Origin of the sequence: Mesorhizobium sp. M6A.T.Ce.TU.016.01.1.1 (assembly GCF_003997065.1) — a bacterium.
Lineage (GTDB): Bacteria > Pseudomonadota > Alphaproteobacteria > Rhizobiales > Rhizobiaceae > Mesorhizobium > Mesorhizobium mediterraneum.
Genome location: NZ_RZTJ01000019.1, coordinates 1 through 17,472, shown reverse-complemented (window position 1 = coordinate 17,472; position 17,472 = coordinate 1). Strand labels below are relative to the sequence as shown.

Annotated in this window: 16 protein-coding genes; 7 read left to right on the top strand and 9 right to left on the bottom strand. The window is 62.8% G+C overall.

The genetic code is table 11. From position 1 onward, the window contains the following. Positions 1-6: 6 nt before the first annotated feature. From EOC94_RS26260 to EOC94_RS26250, 3 genes are read left to right on the top strand one after another with little or no spacing between them, the layout of a single operon-like run. Positions 7-2,460: an FAD-dependent oxidoreductase gene (locus EOC94_RS26260; RefSeq protein ID WP_127294356.1), complete on the top strand. Its 2,454-nt coding sequence runs from the start codon at positions 7-9 to the stop codon at positions 2,458-2,460. Further along, positions 2,460-3,641, top strand: a complete 1,182-nt coding sequence (locus tag EOC94_RS26255; RefSeq protein WP_127294354.1) for a pyridoxal phosphate-dependent aminotransferase — start codon at positions 2,460-2,462, stop codon at positions 3,639-3,641. The genes EOC94_RS26260 and EOC94_RS26255 overlap by 1 nt, the downstream gene beginning before the upstream one ends. Next, positions 3,638-6,097, top strand: a complete 2,460-nt coding sequence (locus EOC94_RS26250) for an FAD-dependent oxidoreductase (protein ID WP_164547178.1) — start codon at positions 3,638-3,640, stop codon at positions 6,095-6,097. Before EOC94_RS26255 ends, EOC94_RS26250 begins: the two co-directional genes overlap by 4 nt. Position 6,098: 1 nt before the next feature. On the opposite strand, the gene EOC94_RS26245 is transcribed toward EOC94_RS26250, so the two are convergent. The 7 genes from EOC94_RS26245 to EOC94_RS26210 all read right to left on the bottom strand — a co-directional run bounded on the left by EOC94_RS26245 (position 6,099) and on the right by EOC94_RS26210 (position 13,030). Continuing rightward, on the bottom strand, positions 6,099-6,686 hold the full coding sequence (locus EOC94_RS26245) for an NAD(P)H-dependent oxidoreductase (protein WP_127294352.1): 588 nt from the start codon (positions 6,684-6,686) through the stop codon (positions 6,099-6,101). Next, entirely contained in the window at positions 6,686-7,267 is a 582-nt protein-coding gene (locus EOC94_RS26240; RefSeq protein ID WP_127294350.1) for an NAD(P)H-dependent oxidoreductase, read from the bottom strand. Before EOC94_RS26240 ends, EOC94_RS26245 begins: the two co-directional genes overlap by 1 nt. Positions 7,268-7,473: 206 nt before the next feature. After that, positions 7,474-8,871, bottom strand: a complete 1,398-nt coding sequence (locus EOC94_RS26235; RefSeq protein WP_127294454.1) for an FAD-binding oxidoreductase — start codon at positions 8,869-8,871, stop codon at positions 7,474-7,476. Further along, positions 8,871-10,172 carry a cytosine deaminase gene (locus EOC94_RS26230; RefSeq protein WP_127294348.1) on the bottom strand — a complete coding sequence of 434 codons (1,302 nt, stop codon included), beginning with the start codon at positions 10,170-10,172 and terminating at the stop codon, positions 8,871-8,873. The genes EOC94_RS26235 and EOC94_RS26230 overlap by 1 nt, the downstream gene beginning before the upstream one ends. 175 nt (positions 10,173-10,347) lie before the next feature. Next, positions 10,348-11,199: an ABC transporter permease gene (locus EOC94_RS26220; protein WP_095486735.1), complete on the bottom strand. Its 852-nt coding sequence runs from the start codon at positions 11,197-11,199 to the stop codon at positions 10,348-10,350. Then, the gene (locus EOC94_RS26215) at positions 11,186-12,016 is read right to left on the bottom strand and encodes an ABC transporter ATP-binding protein (protein ID WP_127294344.1); all 831 of its coding nucleotides are present in this window, start codon (positions 12,014-12,016) and stop codon (positions 11,186-11,188) included. Before EOC94_RS26215 ends, EOC94_RS26220 begins: the two co-directional genes overlap by 14 nt. A gap of 9 nt (positions 12,017-12,025) precedes the next feature. Beyond that, complete coding sequence (locus EOC94_RS26210; protein ID WP_127294342.1) at positions 12,026-13,030, bottom strand: ABC transporter substrate-binding protein; 1,005 nt, start codon at positions 13,028-13,030, stop codon at positions 12,026-12,028. Between the two features lie 255 nt (positions 13,031-13,285). Between EOC94_RS26210 and EOC94_RS26205 the strand changes: the two genes are divergently transcribed. The 3 genes from EOC94_RS26205 (at position 13,286) to EOC94_RS26195 (ending at position 15,218) form a co-directional block, all read left to right on the top strand. Beyond that, positions 13,286-13,669 (top strand): RidA family protein, encoded by a 384-nt coding sequence (locus tag EOC94_RS26205; protein WP_127294340.1) that lies wholly within the window; start codon positions 13,286-13,288, stop codon positions 13,667-13,669. 83 nt (positions 13,670-13,752) lie between these two features. Then, positions 13,753-14,556 (top strand): creatininase family protein, encoded by an 804-nt coding sequence (locus EOC94_RS26200; RefSeq protein WP_127294338.1) that lies wholly within the window; start codon positions 13,753-13,755, stop codon positions 14,554-14,556. Positions 14,557-14,714: 158 nt separating this feature from the next. After that, positions 14,715-15,218: a GNAT family N-acetyltransferase gene (locus EOC94_RS26195; RefSeq protein WP_127294336.1), complete on the top strand. Its 504-nt coding sequence runs from the start codon at positions 14,715-14,717 to the stop codon at positions 15,216-15,218. A gap of 58 nt (positions 15,219-15,276) precedes the next feature. Here EOC94_RS26195 and EOC94_RS26190 read toward each other — a convergent pair whose 3' ends face one another. Further along, complete coding sequence (locus EOC94_RS26190; RefSeq protein WP_127294334.1) at positions 15,277-15,786, bottom strand: tyrosine phosphatase family protein; 510 nt, start codon at positions 15,784-15,786, stop codon at positions 15,277-15,279. Positions 15,787-15,902: 116 nt separating this feature from the next. Further along, positions 15,903-16,943 (bottom strand): threonine-phosphate decarboxylase CobD, encoded by a 1,041-nt coding sequence (gene cobD / locus EOC94_RS26185; protein ID WP_127294332.1) that lies wholly within the window; start codon positions 16,941-16,943, stop codon positions 15,903-15,905. Between cobD and EOC94_RS26180 the strand changes: the two genes are divergently transcribed. Beyond that, the coding region (locus EOC94_RS26180) for a cobalamin biosynthesis protein (RefSeq protein ID WP_148128438.1) at positions 16,942-17,472 on the top strand (531 nt) is incomplete at its 3' end. The genes cobD and EOC94_RS26180 overlap by 2 nt on opposite strands.

The window sequence follows — 17,472 nt, the reverse complement described above, 5'->3', positions numbered from 1 at the left end:
AAAAACATGGCGGGTTTGCCGACCACGGCACGTGTGGTGATCATCGGAGGCGGTGTCGTCGGCGCCTCCTCGCTCTACCATCTCGCCAAGGCGGGCTGGACCGACTGCGTGCTCCTGGAGAAGAACGAGCTCACCTCCGGCTCGACCTGGCATGCGGCCGGCAATGTGCCGACCTTCTCCTCGTCGTGGTCGCTGATGAACATGCAGCGCTATTCGACGGAGCTTTATCGCGGGCTGGCCGATGCGGTCGGCTATCCCATGAACTACCACGTCACCGGCTCGCTCAGGCTGGCTCATACGGTCGAACGCATGCAGGAGTTCCAGCGCGCCAAGGGCATGGGCCGCTATCAGGGCATGGACATCGACGTGGTCGGGCTCGACGAAATCAAGCGCCGCTATCCATTCATCGAAACGCATGAGCTGAAGGGCGCGCTCTACGATCCGAGCGACGGCGACATCGATCCGGCGCAGCTGACCCAGGCGCTGGCCAAGGGCGCCCGCGACATGGGAGCGAAGATCTTCCGCTTCTGTCCGGTCACCGGCGTGCGCCGCGAGAAGGACGAGTGGGTGGTTGTAACAGCGCAGGGCGAGATCCGCTGCGAGATCGTCGTCAACGCCGCCGGCTACCGCGCGGCCGAAGTCGGCAGGATGTTCGGCCGCGACGTGCCGATGATGGTGATGAGCCATCAATATATCCTGTTCGAGGAAATCCCCGAACTGGCCGCATGGTCGAAGGAGCAAGGCAAGAAACTGCCGCTGCTGCGCGATGTCGACACCTCCTATTATCTGCGCCAGGAAAAGAACGGCATGAATCTCGGCCCCTATGAGCGCAATTGCCGTGCGCATTGGGTCGGCCACAACGACCCCATGCCCGATGATTTTTCGTTCCAGCTGTTCCCCGACGATCTCGACCGGCTGGAGGACTATCTGGCCGATGCCGTCGCCCGCGTGCCTATCCTCGGCACCGCCGGCCTGTCAAAAGTCATCAACGGCCCGATCCCTTACGCGCCGGACGGCAACCCGCTGATCGGCCCGATGCCCGGCGTGCCCAACGCCTTCGAGGCCTGCGTCTTCACCTTCGGCATCGCTCAGGGCGGCGGCGCCGGCAAGGTGCTGGCCGAATGGGTGACGGAGGGTCAGACCGAATGGGACATGTGGTCCTGCGATCCGCGCCGCTTCACCAGCTTTGCCTCGGCCCCGGATTACTGCATCGCCAAGGGCATGGAGATCTACGGCAACGAATACGCCATCCAATTCCCGCGCCATGCCTGGCCGGCTGGACGCGACCGTAAACTGTCGCCGATCCACGATCGCATCAAGGCGCTCGGCGCCTGCTTTGACGCCTATAATGGCTGGGAGCGCGCCACTTGGTACGCGCAAGCCGGCGACGACGTCTCGGAAGCCGCGACGCTGACCTTCCGCCGCGACGGGCCTTGGCAGCATCGCGTCCGCGAAGAATGCCTCGCTGTGCGCGACGCCGCCGGCATTTTGGACCTGCCTGGTTTTTCCCGCTTCAACCTCGACGGTCCAGGCGCTGCCGAATGGCTGAGCCAGCAGGTCACCGGCATCGTGCCGAAACCCGGCCGCATCGGCCTTGTCTATTTTGCCGACGACAAGGGCCGCATCGTCACCGAAATGTCGGTGGTGCGCCACGACGAGAATCTGATGACGCTGATAACCGCCGCGGTGGCGCAGTGGCACGATTTCGAGTGGCTGAAATCACGCATGCCGAAGCATGCGACATTCAAGCTGATCGATCGCACAGAGGAATATTTCACGCAGATCCTCGCCGGACCCAACTCGCGAAAAATCCTCGCCGATATCTGCGCCGCCGACCTTGCTCTGCCCTGGCTGACGCATCAGGAAACGACAATCGCAGGCCGCTGGGCGAGGCTGGTGCGTGTGTCCTTCGCCGGCGAACTCGGCTGGGAAATCCACACCAAGATCGACGACACCGCCGCGATCTTCGATGCCGTCTGGGCGGCCGGGCAGAAGCATGGCCTGAAGCCGTTCGGCATGTACGCGCTGGATTCGCTTCGGCTCGAAAAAGGCTACCGCGCCTGGAAGGGCGATCTGTCGACCGACTACTCGATCCTGCAGGGCGGGCTGGAGCGCTTCGTCAAATGGGACAAGCCGGATTTTCGCGGCAAGGCGGCGTTGCAGAACGAGAAGCAGCAGGGCGTGAAGAAACGCTTCGTCACGCTGGTCGTCGAAAACCCCGGCGACTGCGATGCGCCCACCATGTCGACGCTGTGGCATGACGGCGAGATCGTCGGCGAGACAACATCCGGCGGCTGGGGTCATCGCATCCACAAATCGATCGCGCTCGGCATGCTGCGCGCCGACCTCACCGAGCCGGGAACCACGGTCGAGGTTGAAATCTTTGGCGAGCGCTTCAAGGCGGTCATACAGAACGACGAGCCGCTGTGGGATCCGAAGAACGAGAGGCTAAGAGCATAATGCCCAGACCATCATCGCGTATTTCCGGCATCGTGCCTTCGGGCAAGGATGGCTGGGAGGTTCATTCCGCTGCCTGGGCACGCAAGGAGGCCGGCGAGGACATCATCATGCTGTCGGTCGGCGACCATGATTTCGATGCGCCGGGCCAAACCATCGAAGCCTGCGTGACAGCGGTTCGCGCCAGCAACCACCACTACACCCCGCTTCCCGGCATTCCGCGCCTGCGCAAGGCAATGGCGGCGGCCTCGACCCTCTGCACCGGCGTTGCGACCAACCCCGACCAGGTCATCGCCACGCCGGGTGGGCAGGCAGCGCTGTATGCGGCAGTGCAGGCCGTTCTCGACCAGGGCGACCATGCCATTGTGGTCGCGCCCTATTACGCGACCTATCCCAACACCTTCAGCGCGGCGGGCGCCGATTTCACCGTGGTCGAGACACCCGCCGAGGATGGTTTTCAACCGCGGGCTGCCGACATTCGTGCAGCGCTTCGGCCGAACACGCGGGCCATCCTCATCAACACGCCCAACAACCCCACGGGTGCTGTCTATTCGCGCCAGCGGCTGGAAGAGCTGGCGCAGATATGCCGGGAACATGACCTCTGGCTGCTGTCGGACGAGGTCTACTGGACGCTGGGCGGCGGCGAGCACATCTCGCCGCGCTCTCTGCCCGGCATGGCGGACCGCACACTGGTCATCAATTCCATGTCGAAGAGCCACGGCATGACCGGCTGGCGCATGGGCTGGCTGACCGGACCCGAAGAGATGATCTCGCTGCTGACCAGCCTCAATCTGGTGACGACCTACGGCCTGCCGGCCTTCATCAGCCTCGCGTGCGCCGAGGCGCTGGAAAACGGCTACGGCGTCACGGAGATTGCCGAACGCTATGCTGCAAGGCGCAGCGTCGTCCTCGATGCCATGCGCGGCATGAACAACGTCACCGTGCGCGGTTCCGAAGGCGGCATGTATGTCATGCTCGACATATCGGCTCTCGAGCCCGACGACGAGAAGTTCGCCTGGGCTCTCCTCGACAAGGAAAAGGTCGGCGTGATGCCCGGCTCAAGCTTCGGCGAGGCGGCCGCCGGCCATATTCGCGTCAGCCTCTGCCAGCCCGAGGCGGTGCTTTTGGAAGCAGCCCTTCGCTTGCGCCGTTTTGCTTCCAGCTATCGCCGTGAGGCTGCATGAGCGCCCTGCCCGCCAAAACCATTCCTCCCAAAGCAAGGGCTGTCATTATCGGCGGCGGTGTCTCCGGCTGCTCGGTCGCCTACCATCTGGCCAAGCTCGGCTGGACCGATATCGTGCTGCTCGAACGAAAGCAGCTGACATCGGGCACGACATGGCACGCCGCCGGCCTGATCGGCCAGTTGCGCGGCTCGCAGAACATGACGCGGCTGGCTAAATATTCGGCCGACCTCTACGTCAAGCTGGAAGCCGAGACCGATGTCGGCACCGGCATGCGCCAGGTCGGCTCGATCACCGTGGCGCTGACCGAGGAGCGCAAGCACGAGATCTATAGGCAGGCGTCTCTCGCCCGCGCCTTCGACGTCGACGTGCGCGAGATTTCGCCTGGTGAAGTCAAGGAGATGTATCCGCATCTCAACATTTCCGACGTGGTCGGCGCCGTGCATCTGCCGCTCGACGGCCAGTGCGATCCCGCCAACATCGCCATGGCGCTGGCCAAGGGCGCGCGCCAGCGCGGTGCGACCATCGTCGAGAACGTGAAGGTCACCAAGGTCCACACTAGGGCCGGCCGCGTCACCGGCGTTTCCTGGGCGCAAGGCGACGAGCAAGGCATGATCGAGGCCGATGTCGTCGTCAACTGCGCCGGCATGTGGGCGCGCGAGCTCGGGCGCCAGAACGGCGTCACCATCCCGCTGCATGCCTGCGAGCATTTTTATCTCGTCACCGAGCCGATCCCCGGCCTCACCCGGCTGCCGGTGCTGCGCGTGCCGGACGAATGCGCCTACTACAAGGAAGATGCCGGCAAGATGATGCTCGGTGCCTTCGAGCCGGTAGCCAAGCCTTGGGGCATGGATGGCATCCGTGAGGATTTCTGCTTCGACCAGTTGCCCGAGGATTTCGAGCATTTCGAGCCGATCCTCGAAATGGGCGTCAACCGCATGCCGATGCTGGCCAGCGCCGGCATCCACACCTTCTTCAACGGTCCCGAGAGTTTTACGCCCGACGATCGCTACTATCTCGGCGAGGCGCCGGAGCTTTCCGGCTATTGGATGGCGACCGGCTATAATTCCATCGGCATCGTCTCCTCCGGCGGCGCCGGCATGGCCCTGGCGCAATGGATCAACGATGGCGAGGCACCCTTCGATCTGTGGGAGGTCGATATCCGCCGCGCCCAGCCGTTCCAGAAGAACCGCCGTTACCTCAGAGAGCGCGTCTCCGAGACGCTCGGCCTGCTCTACGCCGACCATTTCCCGTACCGCCAGATGGCGACTTCACGGAACGTGAGACGCTCTCCCCTACACGAACATCTGAAGGCGCGCGGCGCGGTGTTCGGCGAAGTCGCCGGCTGGGAACGCGCCAACTGGTTCGCCCGCGAAGGCCAGGAGCACGAATACCGCTATTCCTGGAAGCGGCAGAACTGGTTCGACAACCAGCGCGAGGAACATCTGGCGGTCCGAAACGGCGTCGGCCTGTTCGACATGACCTCGTTCGGCAAGATCCGTGTCGAGGGCCGCGACGCCTGTGCATTGCTGCAGAAGCTTTGCGCCAACGACATGGACGTGGCGCCGGGCAAGATCATCTACACCCAGATGCTCAACCAGCGCGGCGGCATCGAGAGCGACCTCACCGTCTCGCGGCTGTCGGAAACGGCGTACTTCCTCGTCGTGCCCGGCGCGACGCTGCAGCGCGACCTGGCCTGGCTGCGCAAGCACCTCACCGATGAATTCGTCGTCATCACCGATGTGACCGCTGCAGAAGCCGTTCTCTGCCTGATGGGGCCGGACTCGCGAAAATTGATTCAAAAGCTGAGCCCGAACGATTTCTCCAACGAAACCAATCCATTCGGCACGTTTCAGGAGATTGAAATCGGCATGGGACTGGCCCGTGCTCACCGCGTCACCTATGTCGGCGAGCTCGGCTGGGAGCTTTATGTCTCGACCGACCAGGCCGCCCATGTCTTCGAGGCAATAGCTGAGGCTGGCGCCGACGTCGGCCTAAAACTCTGCGGTCTGCACACCCTGGATTCCTGCCGCATCGAAAAGGCCTTCCGGCATTTCGGCCACGACATCACCGACGAAGACAATGTGCTGGAGGCGGGCCTCGGCTTCGCGGTGAAGGCCGGCAAAGGAGATTTTCTCGGCCGCGATGCCGTGCTGAGGAAGAAAGAGACCGGATTGAACCGGCGCCTGGTGCAGTTCCGCCTGAGAGACCCTGAGCCGCTGCTCTTCCACAATGAGGCGATCCTGCGCGACGGCAAGATTGTCGGCCCGGTCACCTCGGGAAATTACGGCCACCATCTCGGCGGCGCCGTTGGGCTCGGCTACGTGCCTTGCCAGGGCGAGAGCGAGGCGGATGTGCTGTCGTCGTCCTACGAGATCGAGATCGCCGGCGAGCGCTTCGCCGCCGAAGTGTCGCTGAAGCCGATGTACGATCCGAAAGCGGAACGAGTGCGGATGTAGCTCAGAAGCGCTCCAGCTTCTTTCTTCCTTTCTCCAGAAATGCCGCCCTCGGCTTTGGCGTCGACGCGTCCATCAGGTAGTGGGCCAGAAAGAACGTCTTGCAGCGGGTGGCGCAGAGCGCCCGCATGCCGCGCAGGATTGTCTTGCGTCCCGGCTGTCCGACGACGACGCTCCACCAGGTCGGCGCGCCGCAGGTCGTGATCACCCCGATCTTCGTCACATGCCTCATCAGCGACTGAATCCGTCCTTTGCCCGCTGGTAGCTTAAAGGCGACGTCGGTCGCCCAGACCCGGTCTAGCCACCCCTTCAGCATTGCCGGCAGCCCGTACCACCATGTCGGATAGATGAAGAGGATTGCCTGGGCCCAGTTTAGGTGGTCGATGTGCGGCTTGAGCGCCGGGTCCTGCGGGGCATGCTCATTGTAGGAGCGTCGCTCGCCGCAGCCCATGACCGGATTGAAATTCTCCGCATAGAGGTCGAGCAGCCGCACCTCCCAGCCCCTCGCCTTCAGCACCTCGATGGCACTATCCCGGATCGCGGCGCAAAAGCTTTCGGGCACAGGATGGCAGTAAACCACCAGGACCCGCATCAGAAGGCATCCATGCTGGCGGCGACCTTCGCCATGAATCTTTTCCGCGTTTCATCGGTCGACAGGTTCATCGAGTAATGCGCGAGATAGGAAACGGAGGCGCCTGGCTTGACCGTGGCGCGCAACACACGCTTGACCAGCTTTCGCGGCGGGTCGCTCATCAGCATTGCATGGAGCCGGCTGCCGCCATAGGTGGTGACCGCCGCCAGCTTGCGGATGTTGTGCAGCGACGGCTTCACCTTGCCGTCGACCAGCTTGAACGACACGCCAGGCAGGAAAACGCGGTCGAAGAACCCCTTCAGGATCGCCGGATAGCCGTAGTTCCACACCGGGAATGACAGCACCAGCGCCTCGGCCTTTTGCAGCCTCTCGATATAAGCGGCCGCCGGATCAGCGGCGCCGCGCTCGTCGTGATATCTGACCCGTTCGGCGCGCGTCAGCCTGGGATCGAAATTCTCGGCATAGAGGTCGCAATCGTCGACGGCATGGCCAGCGGCCGTCAGCCGCTCGACGATCACCTTGTGCAAACCGGCATTGAAGCTGGCCTCGACCGGATGGGCGTAGAGCACGAGGATTTTCATTGAAGTGCTCGCAGGTTGGCGCGAGGCACCCCCCTCTGCCCTGCCGGGCATCTCCCCCTCAAGGGGGGAGATTGGCCGTCACCATCGGTTTTGCCAAACACCAACGCGGCAAGGGGATCGAGGCGTAGAAACTGCCAATCTCCCCCCTTGAGGGGGAGATGGCCGGCAGGCCAGAGGGGGGTACAGCGCCACACGCTCGTCATCGTTCAACCCGCCTTCTCCAACCCCTTGAACAGGAACGACTTGCCCGAGCGATAGTCGTAGTCCGGGTTTTCCCAGGCGATCATCTTGCCGGGATTGAGCAGCCCTTGCGGATCGGTCTCGCGCTTGAAGGCGAGCTGCACCTCGTCCGTCTGCTTCATGCCGCCCTCTTCCAGCGTGTAGCGGTGCGGATTGAAGACCCAGCAGCCATTGTCTTCATGGATGCGGATGATCTCGTCGAGCCGCTCCGCTGTCGTGAAGCGGACCAGCGGCAGTCCGGCCACGCCGATCGCGCCATCGAAGCGGATGAATTCGAGATGCGTCGGCACCTCGTCGCCGAAGCGATCGATCATCGCCTTGACGTAAGCGAGGTGATCCGGCGAGGGATAGCGGGTCTGCAGATAAGTAATCGTCGAGTCGACCCTGATGGCACGCAGCGTCGTGTGGTTCCAGGTCAGCTCATAGGCCGGCGGCAGGCCTTTGAGATCGGCCTCCTTGTCGGCGCGGAAGACGATCTCGCCCTTGCTGCGTGCGGTGAGGGCGACAAAGGCATCCATCGCATGCGACGCGATCATGCAGACGACGATGCTTTGCTCGCGCCGGAAGAATTTCTGGTGCCGCTTGAAATAGTCATAGGGGATCGGAGCGGCGATCGGCGTGATCAGTTTCGCCAGAATGCCATCCTGGATGGCAAGACCATTGCCGAAACCGGCTGCATCCATGAAATCGTCGAAGCCGACTATGACATCGATCCAGTCGTAGCTTGCGGTCAGCGGCATCTCGACCTCGGTGATGATGCCGTTGGTGCCGTAGGCATGCATGACCTTCAGCACCTCCTCGCCGATAAGATCCATGATGCGAGGCTCCGCCTCCATCGTCACGGTCCTGAGCCTGATGACATTGCCGAGGTCGCGCAGCCCGCCCCAGCGGATCGAGCCAATGCCGCCTGAACCGCCGGCGACAAAGCCGCCTATACTCGCCGTGTTGTAGGTTGACGGCGACATCCGAAGCTCCTGTCCGGAATGCGCCCGCGTCGCTCTGTCGATGTCGGCAAGCACGGCACCCGGCCCGGTCACGACGCGGCCCGGCGCAATCGTCTTGATCGTATTCATCTCGGCAAGGTTGAGCACGACGCCGCCGGACAGCGGCATAGCCTGCCCATAATTGCCGGTGCCGCTGCCGCGCGGCGTCACCGGAATGCCATGCCGGTGACAGGCGGCGAGCACGCGGATCACCTCGTCTTCCGTCTTCGGCGTCACGATCAGGTCGCCGGTCACATGGTCGAGCTGCTGCTTCAGCACCGGGCTGTACCAGTAGAAATCGCGGCTCTTCTGCTGGACGATCGCCGGATGGTCGTCGATCTTCAGACCGTCGAGGTCGCGCTTCAGTGCCGAAATGTCCATCATTTCACCATCAGCTCGTCGAGTTCGGCATAGTCGGGCAAGTGGCGCTCGATGGCGCGGCCATCGCGCACCACGATGCGATCCGATTCGGGCCGCGACAGCAATTCCGTCCAGCTCCGCCCCCTAAAGACGACGAAGTCGGCCGCGCTGCCTGCGGCAAGCATGCCGAAACCATCGAGCCGCATCACCTTGGCCGGCGTCGAAGTCACCGCTTGCGGCCAATCGCCGACCGGGTGATCGAAATGCAGGATACGCGTCGCCATGCGGTAGACCTCCAGCATGTCGAGATCGCCATAGGCGTAGAACGGGTCCCGGGTGTTGTCGGAGGCGACGGCCACTGGAATGCCGCGCGCCTTCATCTCGTGCAGCAGCGTCACGCCGCGCCAGCGCGGCGTGGTGTTATCAGCCCGCCGGTCCTGCAGATAGAGATTGCACATCGGCAGCGACACCACGGCGAGCCGCGCCTTCGCCACCTTGTCCAGCGTGTCCAGCACATCGAGATCGGGCTGGCGTGCCAGCGAGCAGCAATGGCCGACAAGGATGTTTCCCTCAAAACCGTTCCATAGTGCCGCCTCGGCGATCTTCTTCAGCGAGATCGCCGAGGCGGCGTCGGTCTCGTCGGCATGGAAATCGAGGTCGAGGCCATGCTTGATCGCCTGCGCAAACACCTGGTCGAGAAGCTCTTCCAGGTCCGGCAGCATGTAGGTGACGACGCCGAGCACGCCCTTGGCCGCGGCGACGCGTTTGGCCAATCCTTCGAACCATTTCCCGTCGCGCACGCCTTCGATGCCGAGCAGACAGGCCGCCTGCAGCTCGATGCGGCCGCGCCATTGCTCCCGCATCGTCTCGAACACCGGCCAGGAGATCTCCTCCTGCGGCGCGACGCTGTCGAGATGGGTGCGCAGGCCTTTGGTGCCGTGCGCGTACGCTGAGCGCAGCGAAAAATCCATGCGGCGGGCAACATCGTCCGCGCTCCAACGGGCAGCGCGGTCAGCGCCGGTGGCATTCAGCGCGCCCATGAACGTGCCGTCGGGATTGGGTTTTCGAGGCCAGATATGGCCCTTGTCGATATGGGTGTGGCAGTCGACAAAGCACGGCATGACGATGCGGCCGCCGAGGTCGATCGTGCCTGCCGGTGTATTGGACTGGCGATGCGCGACGACGCTGGAAATCCTGCCGTCGGCGACGGCGATATTGGCGAGCGCAAACCCGTCGGCGTCGAAGGCTGCGGCAAGGCCCGGGGTTAGGGATGAATGAAGCCGGACGTTCGCAAGATGGTAAGAACCAGAAGCTGGTATCAAGCCTTACCCCCCTCTGTCCTGCCGGACATCTCCCCCTCAAGGGGGGAGATTAGCAGCTTCGCCCATGGCGTTCGTCTTGCAACGTTGGTGATTGGCGAAATCCTAGATGGCATCCAATCTCCCCCCTTGAGGGGGAGATGTCCGGCAGGACAGAGGGGGGTAACGGCGCCAACCATCATCGCTCCTGCCTCAGCGCGCTTTCATGCCAGCGCCGCAGGATCAGATGCGAGATCAGCGACAGCACCAGGAAGATCAGAATGCCGGTGAACGAGATCAGGATCAGCGCCGCGAACAGCCGCGGTGCGTTGAGCCGGTAGCCGGCCTCGATGATGCGCGAGGCAAGCCCCGACGACTGGCCGGTGGCTCCGGCGACGAACTCCGCCACCACCGCGCCGATCAGCGACAGGCCACCGGCGATCTTCAGCCCACCGAGAAAATAGGGCATCGCCGCCGGCAGCCTGAGATAACGCAATTGCTGCCAGCGGGTCGCGCCGTTGAGCTTGAACATGTCGCGCAGATTGCGGTCGACGGAATTGAGGCCGAGTGTGGTGTTGGACAGGATCGGGAAGAAGGCGACGATCCAGGCACACAGCAGAAGCTTCGTCGTCTGGTTGTCGACATAGATGTTGATCAGCGGGAAGATCGCGACGATCGGCGTCACCTGCAGGACGATGGCGAACGGGAAGAACGACATCTCCACCCATTTCGATTGCGCGAACAGCACCGCCAACCCGACACCGCCGATGACGGCCAGAAGCAGGCTGAGGAAGGTGATCTTGAGCGTCACCAGCAGCGAGGAGAACAGCAGCCCGGCATCGTCGAACAGCGTTTGCAGCACCACACCGGGGCGCGGCAGGATATATTTCGGAATGTCGTTCCAGACGCAGATTCGATCCCACAGCCAGATCGCCAGGATCATGATCGCCAGCGGCAGCACCCATCGGCCGATCTGCTCGAGCCGCTCCTGGCGTACGCGACGCGCCTCCTCTGGATCGAGCGTCAGCGCGTGTTCTTCAATGGCCGTCATGATGCGGTCCGGCAGTTGAGTTGATGGCGCCGATCAGCACGTCGGATGCCTGGCGGCAGAGCGCGGCATAGTCGGGCGAGGTACGGAAAGCTTCGTTGCGCGGATAGGGCGCATCGATGGCGAGTTCTTTGAACACCCGGCCCGGTCGCGCCGCCATGACGACGACGCGGTTGGAGAGGAAAACGCTTTCGAAGACGCTGTGGGTAACGAAGACGACGGTGAAACGCTCGTCCTGCCATAGTTCCAGAAGATCGTTGTTGAGCTTGAAGCGGGTGATCTCGTCCAGTGCCGCGAACGGCTCGTCCATCAGCAGAACGCGCGGCTTGGTCACCATGGCGCGGGCGATCGAGACGCGCATCTTCATGCCGCCGGACAGCTCGCGCGGCACGGCATTCTCGAAGCCGGTCAGGTGAACTCGCGCCAGCATCTCCATCACGACAGGCGCAGCCTTGGCCCGCGACACGCCCTTCAGCCGCAGCGGCAGCCAGACATTGTCAAAGACATCGGCCCAGGGCAGCAGCGTCGGCTCCTGGAAGACGAAGCCGATATTCGAACGGTCGACAGAGCTGCTGCCGCGCCAGTCGAGCACGCCGGAGGTCGGCGTCGACAGGCCAGCAATCAGCCGCAACGCCGTCGACTTGCCGCAGCCAGATGGGCCGAGAAGGCTGAGGAAATCGCCTTCCCGGATCGTCAGGTCGACATCGCTGAGCGCTGTCACGCCATTGGAAAATACCTTGTCGACGCCGCGCAGCGCCAGCAGCATCGGACCCTTGCCCGATGCGCTCGCCGGCGCTTCCGCCACTTTTTCCTGCATCATGCCTGGGCGCTATTTCTTCAGCTCGATCCCGACGCCCTTGTTGACGAAGGCCAGCGTGTAGGACTTCTTGATGTCGACACCGGCCGGCACGACCTTGGCCTTGACCATCTTGTCGTAGAAGCTCTGGATGCGCGCGTCGGTCATCGCGCCGATACCGAGTTTTTCCGTGTCGCCGGAATCGACGATGCCGAATTTCTTCATCTGCTCGATCGAAAACGCGATCTGTTCGTCACTGATGTCGGGATTGTCCTTCTTGATCGCCGCATTGGCGGCAGCGTTGTCGCCGTAGAGATAGTTGTACCAGCCCTTGGCCGAGCCATCGACGAAGCACTGAACAACCTCCGGCCGCTTGTCGATCGTGGCCTGCATGGTCTCGATCGTCGTCGCATAGGTGTCGAAACCGTAGTCTGCGAGCAGGAACAAATTGGGCTGGAAGCCGCCTTCCTTGGCGACCGCATGGGGTTCCGAGGTCACGTAGCCTTGCTGGATCGATTTTGGATTGGCGATGAAAGGTGCGGGGTTGAAGGTGTAGGGCACGCGCTTGGCCGGATCGAAGCCGAATTCCGTTACCATCCATTGGAAGAAGCTCTGTGCACCTTCGTCAGCGATGATGTACTGATCCGCGTTTTTCAGATCCTCCCATTTATCGAGCCCTTGACCTGGATGGGCCATGATCACCTGCGGCTCTTTCTGGAAGGAGGCAGCGACCACGCGCAGCGGAATCTCCTGCTGGACGGCGTCGAAGGCCTGTAGCATGTTGCCGCCCATATAGAAGTCGATCTTGCCGGCGAGCAACAGCGGCCGCCCGCTGACCTGCGGGCCACCTTGCATGATCGTTACGTCGAGCCCGCAAGCGGCATAGGTGCCATCCACCGCGGCCTGATAGTAGCCGCCGTGCTCGGCCTGGGCGAGCCAGTTGGTGCCGAAGGTGACCTTCTCATTTGCTGCCGCGCTCAGCGTGCTCGCGGCAAGCAGCACGATCGCGCCAACCGAGATCTTAAGTTTTCCGTCCATCCACACCACCCTTTGTTGGCTCGGGCGCGTCACGCGCCGGGCTCGACACCATCGATTCAAGAAGCAAGACACATGCCATCGCCGGGACCGCCCGCTTGCGCAACAGTCGTGCGCGAAGGCCGGACTGGTCATGCTGTACCGAAGGCATGGTGCCTATTTTTTGAACGCCTGTCCACAATCGCCCTGATAACATGCACCACCAACTTGAAGACACGGCTAATCCGGCCTTAGGCTGGTTGCGAAACGGAGATTGCCATGTTCAAATTCCTCACGCCGAAGTCGATCAAGCCGCCTTTCGCCCGCTACAGCCATGGCGTCGAGGTGCCGCCCGGCAAGAGGCTGGTGCTGTGTTCTGGCCAGGTTGCCATCACTGCGGACGATCAGATCCCGGAGGATGCCGGCGCACAGGCGGAACTCTGTTTCGGGAATATCGCCGCGATTCTCGGCGAGGCCGGGCTTGGACTCTCCGACATCGTTCGCATCAATGCCTATGTCACCGACCGCGCTTTCCTCAGGCCCTATATGGACGTCCGCGACCGCCTGTTCGCCAGCCCGGCACCCGCCTCGACGCTGATGATCGTGTCCGGTTTCGCGCGGCCGGAATTCAAGGTCGAGATCGAGGTCATCGCGGCAGGGTGATCGACAGGCGATCCTTCCCGCGCTAGGTCTGCACCGAAGAGGCCAGCCTATCGAAAAGGCCAGTCTATCGAAAAAGGCATGACATGACCGTTCCAAATAAACGCGTGTGGTGGGGCGATTACCGGACCACCGAATACGCCACCATCGACCCGGAGGCGACGATCGCCGTTCTGCCGGTGGCAGCGATCGAACAGCACGGGCCGCATCTGCCGGTTTCGACCGACACTTCGATCATGACCGGCATGCTCGACACGATGATCGCCCGCCTGCCGGGTGATCTCGACATCCGCATCCTGCCCGTCCAGGCCGTGGGCAAGTCGAACGAGCACCTGCATGCGCCGGGGACCCTCACTCTGCCGGCGGCGACCTTGATCGAGGCGTGGACCGAGCTTGGCCTGTCGATAGCGCGCGCCGGCATCAGGAAACTGATCGTCGTCAACTCGCATGGCGGCAACGAGGAGATCATGGGCATCATCACGCGCGAATTGCGCGTGCGTGCAAAGATGCTGGCGGTGAAGACGAGTTGGCAGCGCTTTGGTCGGCCGGCCGGCATGTATACCGCGCTTGAGGACCGCCAGGGCATTCATGGCGGCGATGTCGAGACCTCGCTGATGCTGCATTTCCGGCCGGATCTGGTCGACATGGCAAAGGCCGACAATTTCGTGTCCAACGTCGCCCGCGCCGAAAAGGAATTTTCGCTGCTGCGCCACACCGGAACGCACGCCTTCGCCTGGATCGCTACCGATCTCAACCCGAACGGCGTGGTCGGCGATGCCAGCATTGCAACGGCCGAAAAGGGCAGGCTTACCGCCATCCATCAGGCCGACGGTTTCATCAGCCTGTTGAAGGACGTTCGCAAGGCCAAGCTGGTCGATTGGCTGGCCTAGGGGTCTGTTTCAGGTCAAGGTGAGCCAAAATGCGGATTTCTGCACACGCCGCGCTTGAGGTTCAAGGCAGACAGCCACTTTTGATGGCGCTAGTTTCCAGACCGTGCGTAAAGTAAAGTATCGCCGGTTGCTTCTAGTCTCACATCCATGGGTGCGCGATGGTTGTCGTCACAAAGGCACTGACCCTTGCTGACTTCCATGAAGCCGGCGCACTCATCGCGGAGATGGGCCAATGGGACGTTGCACAATGCGGCGTGCATGGACTTCCGTCCGAAGATGTGATTTCCGCCTACTATTCTGACGATGCCGCGAGCTTGTTGGAAAAATGCACCTCGCCCAGCACAGGCATGTACCTCGCTCGGGCTGGCTCTGTCGCCTTAGGTTGCGTCGGCTACGTCAGTCATGGAGATGTTGCCGAGATCGTTAAGCTCTTCGTGCGTCCGGAAGGACGAGGAAAAGGCGTAGGCGCCCGCCTACTTGCGACGGCGCTCGATGCTATCGAGCAGTCCAGGTGCCAAAAGGTGAACCTAGTGACAGTTTCATTCATGACGAATGCGATCACCCTTTACCGCCAGTTCGGCTTTCAAGAGTGCGAACCGTTCGAACCGGCACCGAAGGGCTTGGAGGAAGCTACGCGGTACATGGAAAGGGTCATCAAATAGCTTGGATGAAAACAAGCGCAGCCCATCCAGATCGGGATGGATCAGGTTCTGACCAGAATCAGCCGTCGATCTTCAGCGCGAACGGCGTGCCTTCGAAGGCCTCCGCGCCGCGCCCGATCGCTTGGATTGCTTCGATCATCCGGCCGTTGCGATCAAGCAGCGCGTCGGCGACCGCAATCAGCCGCGGATTGGGCGTCGCCGAGGGCGATAGCGCACGCAGCGTCTGCGCCAACTCGACCTCGTCGCGCTTCGGCGCCAATGCGGCCGCGATGATGTAGGCCGAGGCCGTCGAACGGCTGATGCCGGCATAGCAATGTACGACCAGCGGCCTCGCACGATCCCATCGGCGCGCAAAATCGAGCAAGTCACGGACATGGATTTCGCCCGGCATGGTCATGCCGTCCTGCGCCACCGCAATGTCGTGCATGACCAGATGCAGATGGTTTTCCCTGATGATCGAGGTCGGGCGCGTCACCTCGGTACCGGCAGCCAGCAGGGAAAGCAGCCGCTCGGCGCCGGTTTTCGCGACCGTTTCCTCGACCTTCGACAGCGAACAGACATGGATCATTGCTTGGATCTCCTAATGCATGTCGCGCAAAAGTGCGCAGCGGTTTTGCGACAACGACATGCATAAAAACAAGAACTTAAAGCGCGTCGCATGAATCCGTTCAAATGCGACGCGCTTTAGGCGTTATCGTCGCGCTGTTGCGCCCAGTCGGCAAGAGCCGATTCGAGCCGCTGCCATTCTTCGTCCGGACCCGGCAGCCCGGCGCGCAGCACCTCCGGCCGGCCGGAGAAATGCCGAAGCAGGATGCCGCGCTCGCCAAGTGCCGAAAACAGGCCGGCGGCGCCCGTCAGCCCGATATAGCGGAACAGCGTGGTGCCGCCGGCGACAGGCACGCCGAAGCGGCCGAACAGCGCATCGAGCCGCGCCGCATCCTCGGCCAGACGGCGGCGCATCTCGGCCTGCCAACCGGTATCGGCAAGTGCGCGGATACCATACTCGAGCGCCGGTCCGGCAACCGCCCATGGCCCGAACTGCGCTTCCAGCCGCTCGACCGTCAGCGTATCGGCCAGTGCAAAGCCAAGCCGCAGCCCGGCGAGGCCAAAGAACTTGCCGAAGGATCGCAATACGACGATGCCGCCTTGCTCGACATCGCCGGCCAGGCTTTCCGCGCGTGGGCCGACATCCATGAACGCCTCGTCGACGACCAGCAACCCGCCTCTGGCGCGCAATTTTCCCGCAAGCGCAAGCAGCTTCTTGCGTTCGATGATGCGCCCGTCTGGATTGTTGGGGTTAACGACGATGGCAAGGTCGGCTCCTGCCAGGGCTTCGAAATCATCGACCTCCATCACAGCATGGCCGGCGATCGCCGCCGCCCGCTGATGTTCGGCGTAGGTCGGCCCGAGCACCAGCGCCTTGCCGGGGCGCACCAGCGAGGCGACGCGCGGCAACAGGATCTGGGTGCCCGGCGCTGACATCACATTCGCTGCCGATGGCGAGCCATAGGCGCTTGCCGCGACGTCGGCCAACTCGCGGGCGCGCGCGGCTTCCGGCAATCTCGACAGGGCGGTGGCGGGCAACTCGAAAAACGGATAGGAGTGCGGATTGATACCGGTCGAGAGGTCGACGAAGGGTTGTGGCGCGTGCGGGAAAAGCGCCCTCGCCCGGCCAAGGCTTCCGCCGTGATCCACCACTGTCGCCGCTCCATCAAGAGACTTCATGTCGATCCTGATCGCTTTCCTGTCACTGGTTGTTGAATTCGCTGTCGGCTACCCGGCCTGGCTGTTCGGCGCCATCGGCCATCCCGTCACCTGGTTCGGCAGGCTGATATCCTTTCTCGACCGCAGGCTCAACCGCGATACTGATTCCGACGCCCTGCGTCGCCGGCGCGGTGTTCATGCGCTGCTGATCATCGTGCTGGTGCCGGCCGCCATCGCTTTCGCAGTTGAAACCATGCTTTCGGGCATTCCAGCCGGATTGATCCTCACGGCGATTCTGGCGACGTCGCTGCTGTCGCAGAAGAGCCTGGCCGAGCATGTCGAGGCGGTGGCCGACGGGTTGGACAATGGCGGACTCGATATCGGCCGTGTTGCCGTCTCGCGGATCGTCGGCCGCGATCCGGAAAAGCTCGACAGATCAGGTGTCTGCCGCGCGGCGATCGAAAGCCTGGCCGAGAATTTTTCCGACGGCGTCGTCGCGCCCGTCTTCTGGGTCGGCGTCGGCGGCTTGGCCGGCGGCGTCGCCTACAAG

Excerpts from the sequence above, each read along its gene's own strand:
- EOC94_RS26220 (WP_095486735.1), bottom strand. The coding sequence starts at position 11,199 with ATGACGGCCATTGAAGAACACGCGCTGACGCTCGATCCAGAGGAGGCG.
- EOC94_RS26190 (WP_127294334.1), bottom strand. The coding sequence starts at position 15,786 with ATGATCCATGTCTGTTCGCTGTCGAAGGTCGAGGAAACGGTCGCGAAA.
- EOC94_RS26215 (WP_127294344.1), bottom strand. The coding sequence starts at position 12,016 with ATGATGCAGGAAAAAGTGGCGGAAGCGCCGGCGAGCGCATCGGGCAAG.
- EOC94_RS26245 (WP_127294352.1), bottom strand. The coding sequence starts at position 6,686 with ATGCGGGTCCTGGTGGTTTACTGCCATCCTGTGCCCGAAAGCTTTTGC.
- cobD (WP_127294332.1), bottom strand. The coding sequence starts at position 16,943 with ATGAAGTCTCTTGATGGAGCGGCGACAGTGGTGGATCACGGCGGAAGC.
- EOC94_RS26195 (WP_127294336.1), top strand. The coding sequence starts at position 14,715 with ATGGTTGTCGTCACAAAGGCACTGACCCTTGCTGACTTCCATGAAGCC.
- EOC94_RS26255 (WP_127294354.1), top strand. The coding sequence starts at position 2,460 with ATGCCCAGACCATCATCGCGTATTTCCGGCATCGTGCCTTCGGGCAAG.
- EOC94_RS26260 (WP_127294356.1), top strand. The coding sequence starts at position 7 with ATGGCGGGTTTGCCGACCACGGCACGTGTGGTGATCATCGGAGGCGGT.
- EOC94_RS26200 (WP_127294338.1), top strand. The coding sequence starts at position 13,753 with ATGACCGTTCCAAATAAACGCGTGTGGTGGGGCGATTACCGGACCACC.
- EOC94_RS26250 (WP_164547178.1), top strand. The coding sequence starts at position 3,638 with ATGAGCGCCCTGCCCGCCAAAACCATTCCTCCCAAAGCAAGGGCTGTC.
- EOC94_RS26210 (WP_127294342.1), bottom strand. The coding sequence starts at position 13,030 with ATGGACGGAAAACTTAAGATCTCGGTTGGCGCGATCGTGCTGCTTGCC.
- EOC94_RS26240 (WP_127294350.1), bottom strand. The coding sequence starts at position 7,267 with ATGAAAATCCTCGTGCTCTACGCCCATCCGGTCGAGGCCAGCTTCAAT.
- EOC94_RS26205 (WP_127294340.1), top strand. The coding sequence starts at position 13,286 with ATGTTCAAATTCCTCACGCCGAAGTCGATCAAGCCGCCTTTCGCCCGC.
- EOC94_RS26235 (WP_127294454.1), bottom strand. The coding sequence starts at position 8,871 with ATGGACATTTCGGCACTGAAGCGCGACCTCGACGGTCTGAAGATCGAC.